This window comes from Candidatus Hydrogenedentota bacterium (assembly GCA_035416745.1).
In the GTDB taxonomy this organism is placed as follows: domain Bacteria; phylum Hydrogenedentota; class Hydrogenedentia; order Hydrogenedentales; family SLHB01; genus UBA2224.
Window position 1 is genome coordinate 1 of sequence record DAOLNV010000090.1, and the last position, 20683, is coordinate 20683.

The following is a 20683-nucleotide window of genomic DNA, read 5'->3' on the forward strand; positions in this document are numbered from 1 at the left end:
CCTGCCTGCCCGGGATCCCGAACTGGCCCGCGTGTTCGAGGCGTTTGATGCCGACCAGACCCGGTATGAGGCTGGCGAAAGCGGCTGGTGGGACGAAATGGAACAGCACGTGGGAGAGGAAGAGGCGGACGGCGGCGCGTGGTCGGAGGGCGAATGAAGATCAGGCTCAACCGCACCCGGGCAACAATCCTGCTCCTGGCAGCACTGGCAGGAATAGTCTGGCATGCAGCTCGAGGACACGTGCACGTTCATATACCGAACATGCGGCTGCCTGAATTGAGCGGCCCCGAGTTCGTGGCCGCGCTGGCGATCCTGGGCGTGGTCATAGTTGGCATCGTCAGGCTGAGAAACAACCGGTGACCAAACAAAGGAAAGGGGGTGAGAGTATGAGCGAAAACAACGTGTTCGTACTGCCTGAGAACTGGAACGACCCGGACCTCGTTGACGAGGGAGAATACCGCGTCACGGTAACGAAACTCGCCTACAACGATGACGGCGACCGGCTCGTAGCAGAATTCCAGATCCTGGACGAAGGGCCCTTCGCGGGGCGAAAGCTGTTCCAGACGTTTACGCCCTCGATGCCCGTCGGAAAACGGCTTCTGGCAGACCTCTTCGAAGCCGCCGGGCTAACCCAGACAACAGGCACCATCTATCTGGACCAGGCCAAGGGCAAGACGCTGCGCGTGCAGGTGCGCCACAACCACAGCGACAAGACCAACCGCCAGTATGCCAACGTTACTGCCATACGCAGCGTGTAGGGCTGAACGAAGAGGCGGGGCGCGCGTCAACGCCCCGCCTCTTCAAGTACGTGATAAGTCATTCGGGAGAGCAAGACGTATGCATGAAGCAATCAGGCTTCCGGGAGATTGGGATCATATCCAGACTCAGCTCGCACTCGCGGGCCTCGCCGAAAATCTGGCCCTCGTTCGAAATGTCCGTCAGAAGCGGGATAACCGCATTGAGGTCGAGCTGGAAGTACACAGCGAAGGCCGCTTCAAAGGACAGAGGCTATCCAGGATCTTCGATTTGGACAAGGATGTTGACCGCCAGGCGCTCAAACAATTCGTCGTGGCTTTAGGAATCCACACCACGGGGCGGGAACTCGACCCAGAAGCCTGCAACAACAAACCGGTGCGGATTGCCCTCAGTTCAGGAACTGCCGACGACGGAAGGGTCATTGTCAACATCTTTGCATTCGATGAAGCGTAAGCGAGCCGGCAGAGTTGAATCCAGAGATAACCCAATGGATAAGAAGAACGGAAAGAAAACCAAGAATTTATTAGCCAAATCCTGGCGTGTCCGGACCGACATTCCGGACAACCTTCCTGTGAGCAATCGAGAAGTTGAGATTCTCCTTCGCTCCCTGCCTCAGGATTTGTTGGATACCTTTTGCAGATCCATGACATGTGCTAAGATCATTACTGGATCTCAGGAGGACTAACGATGAACGTGGTGCTGTATGCGCGCGTGTCGACTACGAAACAGGCAGAGCGAGACCTCTCAATCCCTGACCAGATTCGGCAGATGAAATCGTACTGCACACAGCATAATCACACAGTCGCAAAGGAATACCGGGAAGAAGGAGCGTCTGCCACGGATGACAAGCGGCCAGTCTTCCAAGAGATGATGAGGGACATCATCAACGGAAACGTCGTCATTGAAGCTATTCTCGTGCTGACTACAAGCCGTTTCTTTCGCGACGCCACAGCTGCCAGAATCTGGAAACATAACCTTCGCAAGAAGGGTATACGCGTTATTGCGACATCCCAAGAGGTTGCGGATGACCCCATGGGGGATTTTGTGGAGGGCATCTTTGAGCTTATAGATCAGTATGAAAGCCAAATGAATGGCTATCACACACTTCGCGGTATGAAGGAGAACGCACGACGCGGATACTTCAATGGCTCAAATGCTCCTTTTGGGTACTACTGTAACCGCGTGGAAGACGAAAAAGGGAATTTGAAAAGCCGTTTGGAGGTGAACCCTTCGGAAGCTGACACTGTAAGAAAGATCTTTTCTCTCTACACTGAGGGTTCCGATGGGAGAACAGTCGGTGCTAAACAGATCGCACAATTGCTCAACGATGAGAATGTTCGCGCCAGAGGAAGTGCGAAATGGTCCAAACAGCGTGTGCTTTCCATAATCAGTGACTCGACCTATATCGGGGAGTATTTCTTTAACCGAAAGGATGCCAAAACACGTCGAGAGAAGCCTCGTGACCAATGGATAGCTATTGAAGTAACGCCCATCGTAGAGTCGTCCGTATTCCATAAAGCTCAGCGAATTAGAGCGTCTCACGAACCTTCGCGAAAACCTGGCAGGACAACCGCAAGCCCGCTGCTCCTTGCAGGACTGATGAAATGCGGACTGTGTGGCGCGGCGATGACACTTGAGACGGGGAAAGGCGGCGGTTATCGCTACTACAACTGCCGCCGATTTCTGCGCGAGGGCAAGTTCGCCTGCAAGGGCCAACGCATTCCATCTGCGGAATTTGAAAAAGTAGTGCTCGCCCATCTATCCGATGTCGTCTTTTCTGAGACAAGGGTACAAACAATAGTTAATGAGGTGAGCCAGGCTCACGCAGAAATGCGCCGAAGCATGACGTCAGCCCGCGAACGCCTGAAGAAGCAACTCGAAAAAATCGAGGCAAAACTCCAACGCCATATTGATGCTATTGAAGCCGGCGCCGTCGATCTGAATCTGGTGGGCGAGCGCATTCAGGAGCTGCACGAAGAACGCGAAAACGTCCGTCGAGAACTCAATAATTATCAGACGCCAAAGGCCATTCCGGGCACAATTCAGCACCCGGACAACGTCCGTGTGATTCAAAAATCTCTCAAGGATTTGTTCCTCGCACGAGACAGCGGAATCGCCAAGCAGTATGTGCGTTATCTTGTTGACGAGATTATAGTTAACGGCACGGACGTGCACATCCACGGGAACACAACTGCCTTCCTGAACACCCTCGCACAAAAAAACAATGTGAGAACCGGATGTTTACCAGTTCTCACATTGGGTCATGACTGGCTCCGCGGACAGGACTCGAACCTGTGACCTAGTGGTTAACAGCCACCCGCTCTACCGACTGAGCTACCGCGGAATGGGTATTCAAAAGGCCTGAAGATCTTACTAAATGCGGGAGGGCGGGATCAAATAGTTGCCCGATTCTCAGTGAGCTGTGTTGGAGGGCACCGACTCTGCAATCAGCACGACCCAGTCTTCGTTGGGTGTTTCGGGGGGAGGCCCGAGAGGCACGGGGCCGCCTCCGACCAGAGGCTTCTCGGTACCGGCGAAGTTGCCGGTGCGCGGGTTGTACCATCGCTGGCGGAGCTCGCCCGGGGCGCCGCTCAGATCGAGGGTTCCTGTTTGTTCGGCAGAGGGCAGGTACACGGCGTAGCACTGGCCGGGTTTGGCGAAGACTTGTCCTGTGACCAGGTTGTATTCTCCCTGATACGTTGAGGCGCCGTGCAGCCATTCGTCAGCGGGGACCATTTCCCAGAAGGGGAGGTAGCGCTCGATGAATTCGCGGGCATACGCCATGTATCGCCAAAGCGGCTCGTATTTTCGGAAATCGTTGGTATCGAGGAGGTCGTCGAGGATGAACTCCAATTGCCCACCGGAAAAGTAGATGGGCCATAGGTATTCGCGCCTTTGCCGGGCTGCGTTCTCGGGATGGGACTTGTCTGGGAAGAACTCGTCCATTCCGATGACGAGGGGCATTCCGGCGGCCCGGGATTTTGCGCGCCACTGCTCGACAATGGCGGTGTCTCTGGTCTGGAATGACGTGACGGCGAAGCGTGGATCGCCCAGGAAAGGGGCCCACGCGTCCTCGACAGTGCCCGCGTGGTGCACAGTGATGGGGTGGTCGTAGGGGTCTACGTCCTGAAGGTACTGGGCGAAGTCTTTCACGAGTTCGGGAGGGAACTTGTGGTTCAGGTTGTATTCTTCGCAGAGGTTCCATTGCAGCGCGGGGAAATGCCCGAATCGGGCGGCAAGTTCGCGGTAATACAGCTTACGCTCGATGCCGAGCGTGGCGTCGTCCAGCTCGCGCTTGTTGGGTTCTTCGGCTTCGTTGAGGACGAAATGCAGCATGATGCCGTTGCGCTGGGCATGGTCGAACACGATGGCCCACTGGCGGAGTTTCGCGATGTCGAAATGGAGGTTGTCGTTGCGTGGGCTTCCGGCGGGGTCGATGGGACTCAGATAGGGGTACACGTTCTTGCCGTCGCCACCGATGTTCATCGGAAGGAAGTAGATGCTGTTGACTTTCATCGAGGCGAGGTAATTGAGCGCGCCGATAATGCCTTTTCCGCTGCCATTGTCCCAATCGGGATCGCCCTGGCGCCAGTCGGCCACATGCTTTTCATACGTATGCCCCGGGTTGGGCGTGTTCGCGAATCCGGCATAGGCGAGGAAATCTTCCGGGCTGTCGGTGCCGCCTTTCAGCCAGTACGGGCCATCGCGCAACTTGAAGTAGTGGCCGCCCACGTATTCGAGCCGGCCCCCGCGATAGAAGCCCGGGGCTGACACTTCTTGCGGCTGCACCGCAAGGATGCCGTCCGCGCCGTCGAACGCCGTCGCTTCCCCGTCGCCGGGGTCGAGGCTCACGGCGATGTTTGCCCCCTTTCTGAATGAGGCGCGGTAACGCCATTCGCCGACGGCGTCTGGCGAGAACATCGCGCGCCAGACATCGCCTTCAAGTCCGCCTTTGCCGTCTCCCGCGAAGAATCCCGGCACGTCGTATTCAATAGCGCCGGGGCCTGTGAACCGCACTTGCAGCCGGTAATCGAGAAAGGGGTTCGGATTGGAATCGGCGGCGCGCGCGCTGGGTCCGTGAAAATCGACAGTGACGGGACTCCACTTCGCGTGGCGTTCGTCTGTGCTGGATTCGTCCGGCGCGAACCCGTTGGCGCGGGCGAAAAGACCAAGCACCTGGTTTAGTTTGGCATCGCGTTCTCCGCCCTCGAGTTCGCCCCAGTCGCCGCCGGCGCAGATCAAGGCGGCATTCAGGTTGGGGATGAACGCCGATGAATTTCCCCGGGCCCCGATCGACATGACGGTGTCGCGGGGCGCATCAGGCCATGTCAACAAGCCGGGATGCAGGCGGCTGGTATCATTGAACCACCAATTGAAACCGTATACGCCGGGTCCCGCGGCGCTGAAATGGTCTGAGCTGCCGCCGTACGAGCCGATTCCGAGATAATCGTCATCAGTACCCGTGTGCTGGGTTTGCGGGAGATCTTTGGGCGTCTGGGGCCGCATGTATTCGTCGAAATAGCGCGCGGGCAACACCTGGCGTCCGTTCCAGTTGCCTTTTTGGGTCCAGAACCAGACGATGCGCGCGAAATCCCGTACGGATGCACTGAGCCGGTTCTTGCTGTTGAACTGCAGGCCGTCCTGGAAACCCAATACTCCCAGGTGCTGGGGAGCTGGGGCGGCCTCGTTGCCGTGCTGCTTGAAAACCTTCTCGAAGAGGGTCTTCTGGTACAACTGAATGGCAAAATCGTTGTAGGCCCATGCTTCGCCGGGGCCCTCGGGGCGCGCGTACCCGCTGGTCATGGCGCCGAGATGACGGAAGGTGATGCCTTGGTGCCGGGGCTGCAGTTGCCAACCGAAGTCCGCGATGGGTTGGTCCACGCTCGTGACAAGGCCTTCCTCGATAGCGAAGAAGAGGAGGGTGCTCAGCACGGGTTTCGCCGAAGAATACCAATCGCCCAACTGGGCCTGGTCGCCCCAGGTCTTGACGACATAGCCGTCTTTGATAACGCATCCCCGGCCGCCGAGGCGTTCGGCCAGAGCATCAAGGTCCGCGGCGTTCACGCCCACTTCAGCGGGAGCCCGGTGTTCCCAGTCCGCCCCTGGAAAATGTGTTTCTGCGCGCGCCGCGGACAGGCTGAAGAGCCCACATGCGAAGACAAGCAGGAACCGGTGCATCAGGCCAATCTCCCGTAGACAACAGAGTCATTATCGCGAAACCTGTCCGGCCCGATTTGCGGACCAGGCATTGCCGCTTCACAGGGTATCACATTCTGCGGGCATGTTTAGGGGCGTATTGCGATACGCCCCTACCGAACAAGGGTTCGTGGTTATTTCCTCGCGGCTTGGTCGTTGAGCACCGCGGTCGCGTGGCGGGCGTGGTGGCCGTGCAGGTCTTGCGCATACTCGCGCAGGATGCGTTCGCCCAAGCCGTCGTAGTCGCCGCAGCGATACAATGCGCGCGCCAGGATCAGTTCGCGCAGGGACAGATTACGGGACAGGTCGGGGTCGGCATATTGGGACTGGGTTTTGGCGTCCTGGATGTCCGTGGCCGCGTGTCCCATCATCCCCGGCATGCGCAGGAGCGCGGCCATGGCTTCGGCCGCTTCCGATGCCTTGAGCGATTCAAGAGCGACGGCGGCCGCCCGGTGATGGGAAAACGCGCTATCGGGACCGAGTTGTTTGAGCTTTCGGAGTATGGGTTCGACGGCGCGTTTGTCGCGGGTGGCGCCTGCAGCGATGATGAGGCTGTCGAGGGGACTGACACTGCCGCCGAATTGGCCCATACCCTTGAAATTCCAGCCCTCGTCCCATTCGCGGCTGTCGATGGCCGCGAGCAGAGTGGAAATGCCCATGTTGTCGCCGAGCATGCCCAGGATGTGGGCGTAGACGAGACGGTCGTCCTCGTTGGCCGCCAGTTCGTATGCGGAGCGGAGCAGCGGCTTAGCCTCGTCCGGCTGCGCGAGAATTACGCCCAGTCCCTTGAAATCGTCTACGACGTCCGCGACGGCCTGCCGCACCTTTGCCTCGCTGAATGGGTAGGAATCGGTGTCGGTAAGCACATTCTCGGGGACGCAACCGGTTTCCACGAGGTGGTGTTGGAGCGCTTTGAGGTCGATATGGCGCAACGGCACGCCGGCCTGCGCGGCCATGGCCGCGGCCGCGCCCGCCGCGTAACCCTGGTTCTGGATGTCGGGCTGCATGCGCAGAATCGGGACGGCGTCCCGGTGAGCGCTGATGCCCAATCCGGTAACCAGCATGCCCTCATACCCCTCTGGCAGGAGGGCGCGGTAGGGCGTGTAACCGCCGACGCCGGTCTTGTCTGGAGGATTCAAGGTGAACAGCGGGTGCACCGTGTAGCCGTGGCTGTCGAAGTTACTGTACGAATAGCCGATGCTGTCCGGATAGGTGCGGCCGTTGAAGAGGTCCAGAGGCGAGATGACGAAGTCGCCGACGATGCGGCGCCGTTCACGCGTGTCGATCAACTGGCCGAGATCGAAGGCGGACTTATATTTGTCTTTCGCGACGACGAATGTTTGCCACATGTCCAGGATATCGCCGTCGTCGGTGATCGTGTAATCGGTATTGGTGTAGTTGGCGCCCAGATTGCGAGGGGGCATGCCGGTGCCCTGCACGGCGACGTAGGAGCCATCCGTGTACACGCTTTGGGCGCCTGCCGCGACCGCGATGTCGGCGTTGCCGGTGGAATCGATGACGACGTCCGCCAGGACCACCCCGCGTCCCCATGGCGTGGCCACGACGGCTCCTTTGACGGTGTTGCCGTCAACCACCGCTCCGCAGCCGATGCAGCCGAACCAGATATCAGCGCCCGCGGCGCGCAACTCGCGCCGGTACCATTCCATGCGGCCCTCGACGTACCATCCCGACTTGCCTCTTTGTGCGCCGGTCGCTTCCATGGCGGCGTCGATTTCGGCGGTAAACCCCTGCCGGTGGCCCCAGTAATAGTTTCCAATGAGACCAAGCGTGCTGACGCCACCGAGGCCATGGAGGTACTCGACGACGAGGGTTCTGGCGCCGCGCCGCGCTGCCGAGATGCCCGCCGGCGCGCCGCCCGTGCCTCCCCCGATGACCACCACGTCGTATTCGGCGAGCACCGGCAACGCGGCCGCCTCGGCCGGGATCGTGGGCAATCCGTTCTGGAAAGGACGCACGCCGGTGAGGGACTCGCGCACGTCGCCCGGTTCGGTCGGGGCGCCTGGTCTGCCGGGCACGTAGGCTCCTGGAGCCAACGCGCGCGCAGGGCCGGTTTCGCCGAGGGTGTTGCGGAGGGTCTCGGCGAGGAGCGCGGCCACACGGCGTTCGCCTTCCGCGGAAGGATGCACGCCGTCCGGAAACAGCGCCACGGCGTCTTGCACGAGGGCAGCATTCACGTCGGCGAGCGCCGCGCCGGTATCGTGTGCCACGCGCGCGGCGGCGTCGCGATAGCGGGTCAAGACGGCTTCGAGTCCGCCCTCCGGGTCGTAGTATTCCTTGGGGTGGCGGGCATGGTACTGCTCAGGCACGATGGGCGGCAGGGTACAGACGACAACCTGCGCCCCGGCGGCCTGGCAGCGTTTCACGATCTCCCGCAGAGCGCCCTCGTAGGCGTCCAGCGGCGTTTTGTACGCGCCGGGCGAGGGCATCACGCTGTCGTTGGTACCGAACATCACCACGACGGCTGCCGGACGGTGTGCCAGGACGTCGTTCTCGATGCGGGCGAGCCCTCGCGGCGCTGTATCGCCCCCAACGCCGGCGTTGATCACGTCGTAATTGCCCAGCAGGGTTTCGAGGCGGCCGGGATAATGCTGCGCGGTAATGCTGTCCCCGAAACACACGATTTTGGGCCGGGGTTTAGCGCGCGCCCCGGCGGCGGCCGCGCGGCCGATGCGGGTCCCGGCGTCCATGTAAGCGAGTGGGCGGAGCAGCTTCGCCGCGGCGTCGCGCGGCACGTCGGCGCATCCGCCAAGCACGTACAGGCGCTTGATGTCCACCGGCCGGAACACATCGAGGTCGACAGCCCCGGGACCCGGCCACTCGCTGTCGAGGGAGAATTCACCGAGTATCTTGTCTGGGGGGACTTGGAACGGCATGTCGGAAGCCGCAACCTGCCCTTTTGCGTAGGATGCGTCGCGCAGAGTGTTCTCGGCAGCGGCGAACGAGGCACACGACGCATCGGGCATGTCGATATCGAGGGTATAGGCGAAGGCGTCGTACTGCGGGGACGCGCCGCCCTCCGCCTGCACGCTCTGTACGGGCGAAGGAAGCAGCTCAACGCGCGCCGGTGTGCCGGCAGGCTGTTCGCCCCCCACCACGATGCGCGTGAACGGCTGTTTGCCCGCGGGATACTCGGAGAATTTCGCGCCTGCCATACGCGCGACCGTTCCGCGGTCGGTTGCATCGATGACGACCTTGGCGAGCACGGCCTGGCGTCCGGCGCGGTTGGCCATAACGATACCCGCAAGTTCTCCGCCGGGTTCGCGCAGGACATCGGTGGGATAACAGCCGAACAGGAACTCGACCCCGGCGTCGAGCAGCGCCTGGTCGAGCACGCGTTTCACTTGCATGGGCGCGGGCGGCAGGCGATGGCCGCGCTTGAGCGCGGCTTCATCCACCGGCGGCTCGATTGCGATCTCGGCCAACAGCAGGCGTTGGACGTTGGGAGTCTTGCGCGCGGTCACCCGCACGTAGCGCGCCGTGGCATCGACCGGCACGCTCAGCGTCAACGCGGAATCGAGGAAATCGCCCTGGCCCAGTTTGTCGTTCACGACCGTGCCGATTTCGCGCCAGGCCGTGCCGTCGCCGCTGATGGCAATGGCAGCATCCTGTAGTTCAATGTCAGCGTTGCGCTGAAACGCCAGTATGTGGACCTTGCCTATAGCAGTCGCGCTGCCGAGGTCGGCCGTGACGACTACGTCGCCGTTGTACTGGACGCTCTGGTTATATGCGTTCTGCCATTTTCCGTCGGCGAGCATGCTCGGGGGCGTGGTGTCTTTGTGCTGTTCGTCGAAAGTCAGGCTGGTTTCGTAGGTGAACGGGAGCAGCTCGCGGACGGGCGTGCACAACAGGGGCTCTTCGAACAGCGACTGGGCGAGCGGGGTTGCGGGTTCCTCGCCCGGCTCCAGCCACAGCCGGTACGTGCCGCAGACATCTTCGCCCAGGTACGGCTGCGGGGCGGCGAGAAACACCTTCGCGCCCTGTCCCGCCGCCTCAACGGCCGCTGCTACGGCTCCCGTCGACCCGCCAATCACCACCACGTCGACTTCATAGGCTACGGGTATCTGCCGCGCCGACTGAAGCACGATTCTCTCCTGCGCCCCGCTGACCGACGCCAGAAGAACGAGAGCAATGGACATACCACCCACAAGAATACGCTTTGACATGAGCAAGACTCCTCAAGAACGCCGACTGCATTGGAGAAACCTCGGACCAGTCCCTTCTCCAAAGCTATACCGATTTGTGGGCAGCGGCGTCAAATGGAAGGAGACGGGGGAGCCTCGGACGAAGCGCGGGGTCGGTCGTCTGTTGGCCGTGGGCGAACGGCGTCGGGGAGACCTTCGGTCGCAAGAGTGGCGGGGTCGGGAGACCCCGCCACAGCGTGGGAGGGAGACCCCGCCACGGCGTGGGAGACGCCATTCACTTTGGTTCTGAGATCGTCTCGCGGAGTTTGTAGTAGCGCTCGCGCGTCAACATGAGGTTGAAGGTGAACCCGGCTTTGCGGCCTGGAGGTTGAGGAACGGTGTGGATGATCTTGTACCCGTTCTTTTCGAATGCGCGGCGGCTGCGGGGGTTGTGATCGCCCACGCCGCACCCGAAGATAGCATCCGCTCCGCATTTCTGGAATCCGAACCGCGTGAGCAGGCCGATAACGCGGCTCCCCCAGCCCTTGCCCCACAACTCTTTCTTGCCGATGGCGAGATCGATGCGCCTCAAGTCCATGCCGGGGTAGCGGTCCAGGATTTCGGGCAGGTTCATCTCCTGCAGCCAGCAGTCGCCAATCGGGACGTCGTCCAGTTCGATGATGAAGATGTACGCGCTCTGCGAGACCGTGCGGTAGAGCTCCTGCACGGCTTCGATGGGGCGGCTTGTTACGTCATCGCCTTCCCAGTAATAGAGCACCTCCGGGTCGTTGTTCCACGGGCGGATGGTTTCCCAGTCGCGTTCGGTCATCGGGCGGAGGGTGAGACGACCCTCCGACAAGCGCACGCGATGGACCCGCAGTTGTTGCATACAGGCGTTTTCCTCGGCGCGGGATAGACAATACGTGAAGGCTTTGCACCCCGCGGCAAACCCATTGTACACTGGTCGAAATCACGCTTTGAACACACACGCTGCGCACTTGTATGCAACGGGCTAGCCTCGAGTCGCATCCAGAGGAGTCTCCGGAATGCTTGTTCGATTCACCCGCAGTTCCCTGACCGGCGGCCTTTTCATCGCGGTTGCGGTCCCGATGCTTCTGGCGAGGGCAGCGGCCGGCGTTGAAAACCAAGAAGTGTTGCGCCTGCCCGTGCCCATTAATTGCGCCGAGGCCATCATCGAGCCGTTCTGGTCGGAAGGCGTGAGCGGATTTTCGAAATGGACGGTCGAGGACGGCGCCGCCCATGGCCTCTACATTCACCAGCATTGGTTCACGGTGGATTTCGAGTGGGGGCGGAAGCCCGCGCAGGGGCCCGCGCTCCGTATGTGGCGCGACTTCAACGTTGACTGCAGCCGCTACAACCGTCTGATCCTGCGGATGGTGGGTCCGCGGGATGCCGTCATGCACATTCGGGTAGAAACCGACAAGGGCGCGCGCGAGACGTCATCCCAACCGTTCGCGGGCGAGGAAATCGAGATATTCCTGGACCTCGAGGGCGCGCAGGTCATCCACCGCATCACGCTGGAGCTGGAAGCGCGTCAGGAAGGCTCGGCGGTGGGCTGGCTGCGGTGGGTCGGGCTGCAGCACACTGAACGCCTCAAGGATTACTTCGCCCAGTGGGATATGAGGGGCGTAAGCTGGGAGAATCAACTCAAGGCCCCGTCTTACGAGCCGTCTTTTGAACCGCTCTACGGCATTTTCCTCACGCCCGAGGAATTGGCCGCAAAGCGCCAGGAACACGAGAAGGACATGGCCGGGAAGGGGAAATCGCGCTACTCCCAGTTGGCCGAGGCCGCCAAATCCTATGATTTTGAGCGGGGCATCGAAGAATTCGCGCGCAGCGGAGGCGACAACAAGGGGGAAGGACGCACGCGCGACGCGGAGCGGTTTCCCATGCCCGGCAGCCCGGGCCTGGCGGAAGCGGCCCTCGTTGTGCGCGATGCCGGCGCGTTGCGGGCGGCCGCGCGGTATGCTCTTTGCCTTGCCGCGTGCCAGTACTGGGATGACGGGTTCATGGCGTATTACACCGGAAGCGACTGGGACAACCGGGCATTCCGGCGTTCGTATATTACGGAAGACGTGGCGTATCTGGCGGACGCCGCCGGCGAGATGTTCACGGAGAACGGGCGCCTCTACCTGATGCGGCGGCTTGCCGAAGAAGGAGTGGGGCGCATCAACTTCGTGCTTTGGCGCCATGAGTATGTGTTCCACTGCAACCAGCTGGGGTTCTTCAATACCGGGCGGATGGCCGCGTACCTCGTCATGGAACGGCAATGGCCGCGCGTACGTCCGTACACCGACCTGGCTTATGACGACATTGTGGACAACTTGAATCTCGTCATTCAGCCCGACGGCGGCTATCTCGAAACGCCCTCCTATTTCGGTTCGACCTCCAATCGAAACCTTCGCACGATTGAATGGTATGCCCGTGCCCGTGGAAAGGATGCCACAGCTCTGACCCCTGAACCCCTGACCCGTACCGGCAACTACGCGGCGGTCATCATGTCCACCACCGACCGGGAGATTATCCCTTACGGCGATTCGGACTTGGACATGGGCGGGGAAACGCTCGAGAGGATGCACGCCATGCTGCCCGGCAGCTATTGGACGTCGCTCTACAACAAATGCCGGGTGCGCAACGGCATGCCGCCCCTCGAGATTTCCGGGCCGGCACTGCCCGCGTTCATCTCGCTGCCGGACACCGGTCTCATGGCGTCGGTACGCGAACTCGGCGGCCAACCGGTCAAGCTATTCCTGATGGGTTACCGCGTCGGGTGCGAGCATACGCACGAAGACATCGGCAGCTTCGTGCTCGAGTTCGGCGGGCAGTCTTTCGCGGCCGACCTCGGTATCTGCACCTACAGCGACCCCATCCATCACGTGTACAAACAAGCCCAGCGCCACAATATGCTTGCCCCGTACGGCACTCCCGACAGGCCTCACCCCGTCAGGCCGCTGCCGGTTGACGTGAAGCCCGCCGGCGAGGGCGATGAAATGCGGTTCAAGGCACGGCTCGACGCCACAGCCGGTTGGGACGGCTTCTACAAGAAATGGGTGCGCCAATGGGAGTCACCCTCGCCGGATACGCTGATCATCCGCGACGAATACGAGCTCGGCAAGGGAGACGGCGTCGAGTTCTACTGGCAAACCATGCTTCCATGCCGGCTTGACGGCCAGACGCTCACGATAGCCGGTGACAAGGGTACGGTAACCATAGCGGCGCCCGAAGGCACGTCGGTCCGCCTCGAGACCCTTCCCCTGCACGGCGGCGAATCCCACCAGCGCATCGCCATTCGCAAAGAAGGCACGTCCGGAAGTGTCGAGGTGCTTGCGAGGCTCGCGCCTAAGACATTGTGACGCCGGCTTCTGTCGGACGAGTGTGGGTTCCATGCCGTAGAGCTGGCGGAAGGCGGCCAGCACGTCCTGCATCTCTACCTCTCATGTGGGACCGGCGCCCTCGCCGGTCGAAGAAAAGTGTTACCAGGCGCGTCAACGACCGCCAGGGGCGGCGGTCCCACACCGGAGGAGACCTTGGCCGCGCAATCGCGGGGTATTGAGGAACCGGCCGTGCAGTCCAGGACGCGGGCCAGAAACGCACTCGATATCCAGAAGCGGACGTTTCGCGCGAGGTCTTGCTGCGATTTCCCCGGGGTACCCGGTTTCTGGATCGTCACAAAAAAGAGTACACTGTGGACAAGGCATCGGATTGGTTCTGGGGGTATTCAGCACGTTGCTGCTGCGACGAAAGGGTAACTGACAATGGCTTTGAAGGAATCCGGGAAGCCCCAATCACGATTTGCTTTGAGCGCGGTGTCCATGTGGGCGTTTTCGATCCTGCGTATCGCCGTCGGGTGGCATTTCCTCTACGAGGGCGTCGTGAAGCTCGCGGATCCCGGCTGGACTTCCGCGTGGTACCTGCAATCGTCGCAGTGGGTGCTTGCTGACGTCTTCAAGTGGGTGGCCGAAACGCCAGCCGCGCTGCAGGTGGTTGATTTCCTGAACATGTGGGGACTGGTCTTCATCGGCCTGGGTCTGATCTTCGGTTTCTTCACGAGACTCGCGGGGCTTGCGGCCATCGTGCTGCTGGGGCTGTATTACGCCGCCAATCCGTCGCTCATCACACTGACGCCGCGGGGCGCCGAAGGCAATTACCTGTTTATCGATAAGAACCTCGTCGAGCTGTTTGCCCTTCTGGCCCTGATGTTCGTGCCCACGGGCAAATTCATGGGTATTGACGGGCTCATCGCCAATCTGCGGGCCAAGCGGCGCGAGAAGAGGGAAGCGGGGGACTCCGGAAGGGCGCTCGACGAATTGGATGCCGTGCCCCGGCGCGCGTGGCTGCGCCATTTCGCGACCGTGCCCGTGGCAGGCGGATTCGCCCTCGCGTTTGGCAAGAAACACGGGTGGCCCAGCTTCGAAGAGCAACACCTGCTGGCAAAAACCGGCGGCATCGACGGGCTTACCAGCGCCACCATGAAAAAATTCGAGTTTGCCAAGCTTGAAGACCTCAAGGGCGCCATTCCTCATGGGAAGATCCAGAACCTGGAACTCAGCCGGATGATCCTTGGCGGAAATCTGATGGGCGGCTGGGCACATGCCCGCGATCTCATCTATGTCTCGCAACTCGTCAAGTCATATCACAGCCGCGACAAGATCTTCGAAACGTTCCGCATCGCGGAGCAGTGCGGCATAAACACCATCCTGACCAATCCGATCCTCAGCCAGGTCATCAACGACTACTGGAAGTACGAAGGCGGCAAGATCCAGTTCATGTCGGACTGCGCCCTCGGAGGTGACGTCGTCGCGGGCATCAAAATGTCCATAGACGGCGGCGCTCATTCCTGCTATGTCCAGGGAGGCATTGCCGACAACCTGGTTAAGGAGGGAAAAGTTGACCAGATCGCCGAGGCTTTCGAACTGATTCGCCAAAGCGGGATTCCGGCGGGCATTGGCGCTCACAAAATGGAAACCGTCAAGGCGTGCGTCGAATACGGCCTGAAACCCGATTACTGGATGAAGACGCTGCACCACATCGACTACTGGTCCGCCCGGCCCCAGGAACAATGCGACAACATCTGGTGCGAGAACCCCGTCGAAACGGCGGCCTACATGGAAACCCTTGAGCAGCCCTGGATCGCTTTCAAGACCCTTGCCGCGGGCGCCATTCACCCGACCGTCGGGCTGCCCTTCGCTTTCAAACACGGCGCGGACTTCGTTTGTGTCGGCATGTACGACTTCCAGCTCGTCGAAAACACGAATCTTTTCCTTGACGTCTGGGGCAAACGCGACGAAGGCCGCACCCGCCCCTGGCGCGTGTGAGGAGTTGCAGAACGCCCCTTTTCAAGACTGCCCGACCCGTTTCTGGTGCGGGAGACTTTCGAGGGCGGCGCTGGGCGTTGTGGGGTGAGGTTGGCGCAAGGCGGTTGTTGAAGTCAATGTTGACGGGCCGGTATCCATCGGTTACCATACCTTGATGGTGCTTGTCCAAAGGATGCTGCTAGTAGTGCGCAGGAAAGGGTAAACCCATGCGAATTATAGGTTTAAGAGATTCTTGGCGTGCCGTTCCACTAGTGATAATGCTGCTGTTCGCGCTGGTGTCGTGCGGACCAAAGACCGCGGTACAAGAGGCGCCGCCCCCGGCTGTAGCCCCGCCCGCGCTGGCGCCAGCGGGGACGGTCGAACCCCCGGCTTCCGCGGCGGCTCTTCCTTCGCCCTTCCCGGTCCCCGAGGAAAAGAAAACCGCGCTGGACAAATACGTCGAGACGCCCGACCCGGCGTTTGCGTATGACACGCCGCCCGCCAAGGTTGAGGAAAACGACGCCTACACGGCGCGCACCTACCACATGGTGTCGCAGACCTGGTTGAAACCCGAGCAGGTGGACCGCACCAAGTGGGAGCATTGGCTGATCATCATCGAGCCCAAGGAATTGACGCAGTCGGAAGCGCTCATGTTCATCGGGGGCGGCAGCAATAAACCTGACGCCGAAGCGCCGGGCGCGGACGAGGGTCTCGCGCGCATCGCCGTGATGACCAAGTCCATCGTCGCCGAGATCAAGCAGATCCCGAACCAGCGCCTGAAGTTTCCCGACGAGAAGGATGACCGGTACAAGGCGGAGGGCCGCACCGAGGACGAGATCATCTCGTATTGCTGGGACAAGTTCATATTGACCGGCGACTCGATTTGGCTGACGCGCCTGCCCATGACCAAAGCCGTCGTGCGTGCCATGGACGTGGTACAGAAAGAGCAGCCCCGCGTCGACAGATTCACGATTGTCGGCGGCTCCAAGCGCGGTTGGACCACGTGGACCGTCGGCGCGGTCGACCCCCGGGCCGTGGCGATTTGCCCGGCGGTAATCGACTTGTTGAACGTGGTGAAATCGCTCGACCACCATTACGCTGCATACGGGTTCTGGGCCCCCGCCATCAGAGAGTACGAGGATATGAATGTCCTGGCGCGTCTGCACACGCCCGAGTTCAAAGCGCTGTGCGACATCGTGGACCCGTATTCGTACATCGACCGCCTGACCATGCCCAAGTACATCATCAACTCGACGGGCGACCAGTTCTTCCTGCCGGATTCGTGGCAGTTCTATTTCGACGACCTCAAGGGCGAGAAATACCTTCGGTATGTGCCCAACACGGATCACGGCCTCAGCACGGAGGCGTACCTGAACCTCGCGTCGTTCCACAACGCGATCATCAACGACACGCCGCGGCCGAAATTCGCGTGGCGCATGGAAGCCGACGGCAATCTGACCGTGGAATGCGAGACTCCGCCCACGAAAGTGTTGCTGTGGCAGGCGAGCAATCCCAACGCGCGGGATTTCCGCCTCGAGAGCATCGGGGAAGCCTGGCAGAGCACGGAACTCGCCGCGGCGGCGCCCGGCGTATACAAGACCGCCATCGCCGCACCTGAAAAAGGGTGGACGGGCTTCATGGTGGAACTCGAGTTTCCGAATCCCGGTTTCCCGTTGCCGTTCAAGTTCACGACCGGCGTGAGTGTCGTGCCGCAAACGGTGCCATTCGTCGCTCCCGGCACCTGAAAACCCGTGCTTTAGCCGAATGACTTGCTGAAAGCCGCGCCCCGGAGTCCAATCACTTCGCGGGCGCGGCTTTGTTGTTTTATCCCGCGGCCGCCCGAGCGAAGCAGGCTTTACATGAAACCCCGGCGGGCCCGGGTCTTGATCTTTGGAGGTCTGGATACCTTGTTTTCAAATCGCTGAGACAGCCGGGAGAGTACGAGCGGGGCACGGACGACGCGTTCGTTCGGCAAGCTCTTTTCCCCCTGAAATGCGCCACGCCGCCCCAGGAAAGGGCGGCGTGGCAAAAAGGCGGTGAGCAGCAGCAATTTACTTTCCGTAAACAGCTTTCATGTTTTCGAGGGTCATGGGCTTGTAGTCGCCGGCATGTCCGGCCTGTCCGAAAGCCCGCATGCGGTCGAGGTAGACCTGTTTCATGGCGTCGCGTGCCGGGCCGAGATACTTGCGCGGGTCGAATTCGCCCGGTTTCTCGGCAAAGACTTTCCGAATCGCGCCGGTGCACGCGAGGCGGCTGTCGGTGTCGACGTTGACCTTGCGCACGCCGTGCTTGATGCCGTCCTGGATCTGTTCGATGGGGATGCCGAACGTGCCGGGCATCTTGCCGCCATACTGATTGATGACATCGACGAGTTCCTGCGGCACGGAGCTGGAACCGTGCATGACCATGTGGCAGCGGGGCATCTTTTCGTGGATATCATGGATGCGGTCCATGGCCAAAGTGGGCGGCAGGACTTTGCCGGTCTTGGGGTCTTTGCGTCCGGACTTGTAAGCGCCATGGCTGGTGCCAATGGCGACGGCGAGCGCATCGAGGCCGGTCTTTTTCACGAAATCTTCGGCCTGGTTCGGGTCCGTGAGGTGGTCTTGAACCTGGCTGTCGCTCAAACCGGCGCCATGGCCGTCTTCGATGCCGCCCAGCACGCCCAATTCACCCTCGACCGTCACGCCCAGGGGATGGGCCATTTCCACGGCGGCCCGGGTGATCTTGACGTTCTGCTCGTACGTATTGGGGGTTTTGCCGTCTTCGCCGAGCGAACCGTCCATCATGACCGACGTGAACCCGAGGTCGATGGCGGTCTTAACGGTCTCAAGGCTGTTGCCATGATCGAGGTGCATGGACACGGGGATGTGCGGGTACTCCTCGCAAGCGGCTTCCATGAGTTTCTTGAGGTAGATGAGGCGGCTGTATTGCAGAGCGCCGCGGCTGGCCTGGATGATTACCGGGCTGTGTGTCTCGTTGGCCGCCTCCATGATGGCCTGGATTTGCTCCATATTGTTGACGTTGAAGGCGCCCACACCGTATCCGCCTTTCGCGGCCTCATCCAAAATCTGTCGCATTGGCACGAGTGGCATGGTACTGTTCTCCTATCTCGAATTGAGGTTTCACTGAAATCTGCGGCCTGGATCCCTGTCCGGGAATGCATGCGGATTCGAACAGAATCCCCAGACATGACGCAGCAAGGCACACATCAAGGGCCACTATACCATTCAGCAAACGGCTTCCGCAAATCGCGGACCCAATCGGAGGCGTGCCCGAGTTCATATTGCAGGTGCTACACGTGGGAATCCGTGCCCTTTCCCGCCGGCTGGCGCGCTCACGCCCCAGAACTATCCTGCGGGCTGAAATTGCGGGGCCGGTCCGCTGAGCCAGTGCAGTCTCTGCGCTCTTTCTTTTCGCGCCTCGAACAGTTCGACTACCGCGTTGCGCTCGTCGTCGGACAGCCGGGCGATCCCTTTGTCATCAAGCCATCCGTTGCTCGTGGCCAGCGGCGTATCGTAGTGTTCGACCCCGAATTCCGTCCAATCGAATCGCGTCACCGCGCGCCAGTTGCACGACCAGAGCACGTTCCGGTAATTGGGGAAGATGCCGTAGGGCCATACCGATGGGCGGCTGTGGCTGTCCTGATAGCAGCCGTGCGCCATGATCGCGTAGGGGGGCACGTCCGTCCAGCGGCTGACCTCGTCCGAGGTCGCCCCGATGCAGTCGCTCACGAGAAACGCCAGGCCGTCCCGATAATCGGTGGTGGCCTTCGCGAGGTCCCGCACGAGGCGCATCATGGCGGGCGCAACGCAGGTGCGCCGCGGAGCGGTTTCCGGCGCCATCGTGTTCGCGCGCACCATGAACGTTTCGTCCCACACCAACGCGTCGATCTCCCGGCCATACTCGGCGAGCAGTGCGTTGAGGTAACCGAGGTACCACTGGTACACGTCGGGATGCGCCGGGTTCTGCGCGTACGGTTTGCCAACCGTGTCCGGACCATTCCACCCGCCCCAGTACAATACGCGGTCCCCCACAAGCCGTCCGGCTCCTTCGCACGCAGTAAGGCCATCGGCAAAGTACAGCGCGACGCGCACGCCCCGGTCTTTTGCGTATCGAATCCGCCGGTGCATTTCGGACTTGGACATCTGCACGGGTTCGGAAGTGGGAAAGCCCTGCTCTTTCACCGCGGCGGCGTTCGGGAAGGCCGTCCAGGTTTCATCGAGCCGGCCTGTCTTCTCATCGAACGTGTACCGGCCCAGCATGTCGTACCATCCGTGCAAGGCAAAAACGATTTTCCGGCGATCGACAGGGGCCACCACGCGTTCCAACGCATCAAGGTCCTCGAACCAGCCGGTTCCCCCATGGCTCAAATAGTCGTAATGCTGCCAGGCGATATCGTGCAGCCAATCGGGCCCCGGGGGGACGTCTGCAAGAGCGGTGGCGTACCAGGCGTCCATGGCGCGTTCGGCTGCGCCGCTCTGAATCACCGTCCAGAACGTCCGCGTGAACGGTTCCTCGTGGCGTGACGTAGCCGCGACGGACGCGCGGTCCGTGCTGTTCACCAAGAAGCCCGAACCCCAGAGCGGGTCCCCGATAACAGTGATTCGCAGAGACGAATCAGGCATCGCTGCGCTCAGCAGCGGAATCGCCAGTTGCTGCTCTGGCGAGAATCCATGTTCCGGCTCGGGCCCGAGCGGCCACTCCCAATACGCGGGCCCGAAGCGGGATTCGAGGCCCACGCCGTCGATACGCGGTGCGAAGAGGGTCCCGCTCTGAAACTCCGCCGCCAAGTCCGCTTCCAGTCTGACCCGAACCTTCTGGCCTTCAGGAGGCACCATGTCCAGAGTCCGGCGAATCGTGGGCCAGCCGCCCAACGCTACAAACTCGATGCGGTACTTCAGTCGAGCACCCGGCGCATCGGCAATGCCGTACCGGAATTCCACTCCTTCGCCAAGCGCCATTGCCTCGGGAATTCCCGGGTCGAGCAATTCATCCCCGATTTCCACTGTCAGGATGTCTGCCTGGATAAGTTCCGTGCCGTCTTCACCTCGTAAGCTGCCGATTCCGCGCTCGCCGACCTTCAGTGAGAGGCCGCCCTGCGTGAAGATCCAATCGGACCCGTTCGTTTGCGCGCAGACTGCGGCGATGATGAAAAGATGGGCCAAGACAATCCGCCACATGAACCGGTATCTCCCGAACTTGTCTGAACACCCGACCCGCAACGTATTGTTATGTTCGCGGCGTCACCATCATGATTCCGAAGACGACGTTGCC

At 61.1% G+C, this 20683-nt stretch carries 12 protein-coding genes and 1 tRNA gene; 7 read left to right on the plus strand and 6 right to left on the minus strand.

The features are described 5' to 3' along the window. The first annotated feature begins 153 nt into the window (after positions 1 to 153). From PLJ71_19330 to PLJ71_19345, 4 genes are all read left to right on the plus strand, one after another. On the plus strand, positions 154 to 360 hold the full coding sequence (locus PLJ71_19330) for a hypothetical protein (protein HQM50845.1): 207 nt from the start codon (positions 154 to 156) through the stop codon (positions 358 to 360). Positions 361 to 386: 26 nt separating this feature from the next. Next, complete coding sequence (locus tag PLJ71_19335) at positions 387 to 758, plus strand: DUF669 domain-containing protein (protein HQM50846.1); 372 nt, start codon at positions 387 to 389, stop codon at positions 756 to 758. Between the two features lie 79 nt (positions 759 to 837). Continuing rightward, positions 838 to 1209, plus strand: a complete 372-nt coding sequence (locus PLJ71_19340; GenBank protein HQM50847.1) for a hypothetical protein — start codon at positions 838 to 840, stop codon at positions 1207 to 1209. 234 nt (positions 1210 to 1443) lie between these two features. Further along, on the plus strand, positions 1444 to 3054 hold the full coding sequence (locus PLJ71_19345; protein HQM50848.1) for a recombinase family protein: 1611 nt from the start codon (positions 1444 to 1446) through the stop codon (positions 3052 to 3054). Here PLJ71_19345 and PLJ71_19350 read toward each other — a convergent pair. The 4 genes from PLJ71_19350 to PLJ71_19365 form a co-directional block, all read right to left on the minus strand. Further along, positions 3025 to 3100 (minus strand) — tRNA-Asn (locus PLJ71_19350). The genes PLJ71_19345 and PLJ71_19350 overlap by 30 nt on opposite strands. A 68-nt stretch (positions 3101 to 3168) precedes the next feature. Continuing rightward, positions 3169 to 5934: a DUF5060 domain-containing protein gene (locus tag PLJ71_19355; GenBank protein ID HQM50849.1), complete on the minus strand. Its 2766-nt coding sequence runs from the start codon at positions 5932 to 5934 to the stop codon at positions 3169 to 3171. Between the two features lie 152 nt (positions 5935 to 6086). Next, positions 6087 to 10136 (minus strand): FAD-dependent oxidoreductase, encoded by a 4050-nt coding sequence (locus PLJ71_19360; GenBank protein ID HQM50850.1) that lies wholly within the window; start codon positions 10134 to 10136, stop codon positions 6087 to 6089. Positions 10137 to 10389: 253 nt separating this feature from the next. Beyond that, positions 10390 to 10983 (minus strand): GNAT family N-acetyltransferase, encoded by a 594-nt coding sequence (locus PLJ71_19365; protein HQM50851.1) that lies wholly within the window; start codon positions 10981 to 10983, stop codon positions 10390 to 10392. A 157-nt stretch (positions 10984 to 11140) separates the two neighbouring features. Here PLJ71_19365 and PLJ71_19370 point away from each other — a divergent pair, with 157 nt between their 5' ends. The 3 genes from PLJ71_19370 to PLJ71_19380 all read left to right on the plus strand — a co-directional run bounded on the left by PLJ71_19370 (position 11141) and on the right by PLJ71_19380 (position 17154). Then, positions 11141 to 13468, plus strand: a complete 2328-nt coding sequence (locus PLJ71_19370; GenBank protein HQM50852.1) for a heparinase II/III family protein — start codon at positions 11141 to 11143, stop codon at positions 13466 to 13468. A gap of 402 nt (positions 13469 to 13870) precedes the next feature. Next, entirely contained in the window at positions 13871 to 15430 is a 1560-nt protein-coding gene (locus PLJ71_19375; protein ID HQM50853.1) for a DoxX family protein, read from the plus strand. A 206-nt stretch (positions 15431 to 15636) separates the two neighbouring features. Beyond that, positions 15637 to 17154, plus strand: a complete 1518-nt coding sequence (locus PLJ71_19380) for a PhoPQ-activated protein PqaA family protein (protein HQM50854.1) — start codon at positions 15637 to 15639, stop codon at positions 17152 to 17154. 306 nt (positions 17155 to 17460) lie between these two features. On the opposite strand, the gene PLJ71_19385 is transcribed toward PLJ71_19380, so the two are convergent. Together PLJ71_19385 and PLJ71_19390 are read right to left on the minus strand one after the other, a co-directional pair. After that, positions 17461 to 18501 (minus strand): ketose-bisphosphate aldolase, encoded by a 1041-nt coding sequence (locus PLJ71_19385; GenBank protein ID HQM50855.1) that lies wholly within the window; start codon positions 18499 to 18501, stop codon positions 17461 to 17463. 255 nt (positions 18502 to 18756) lie between these two features. Beyond that, complete coding sequence (locus PLJ71_19390) at positions 18757 to 20589, minus strand: hypothetical protein (GenBank protein ID HQM50856.1); 1833 nt, start codon at positions 20587 to 20589, stop codon at positions 18757 to 18759. Positions 20590 to 20683 lie beyond the last annotated feature (94 nt).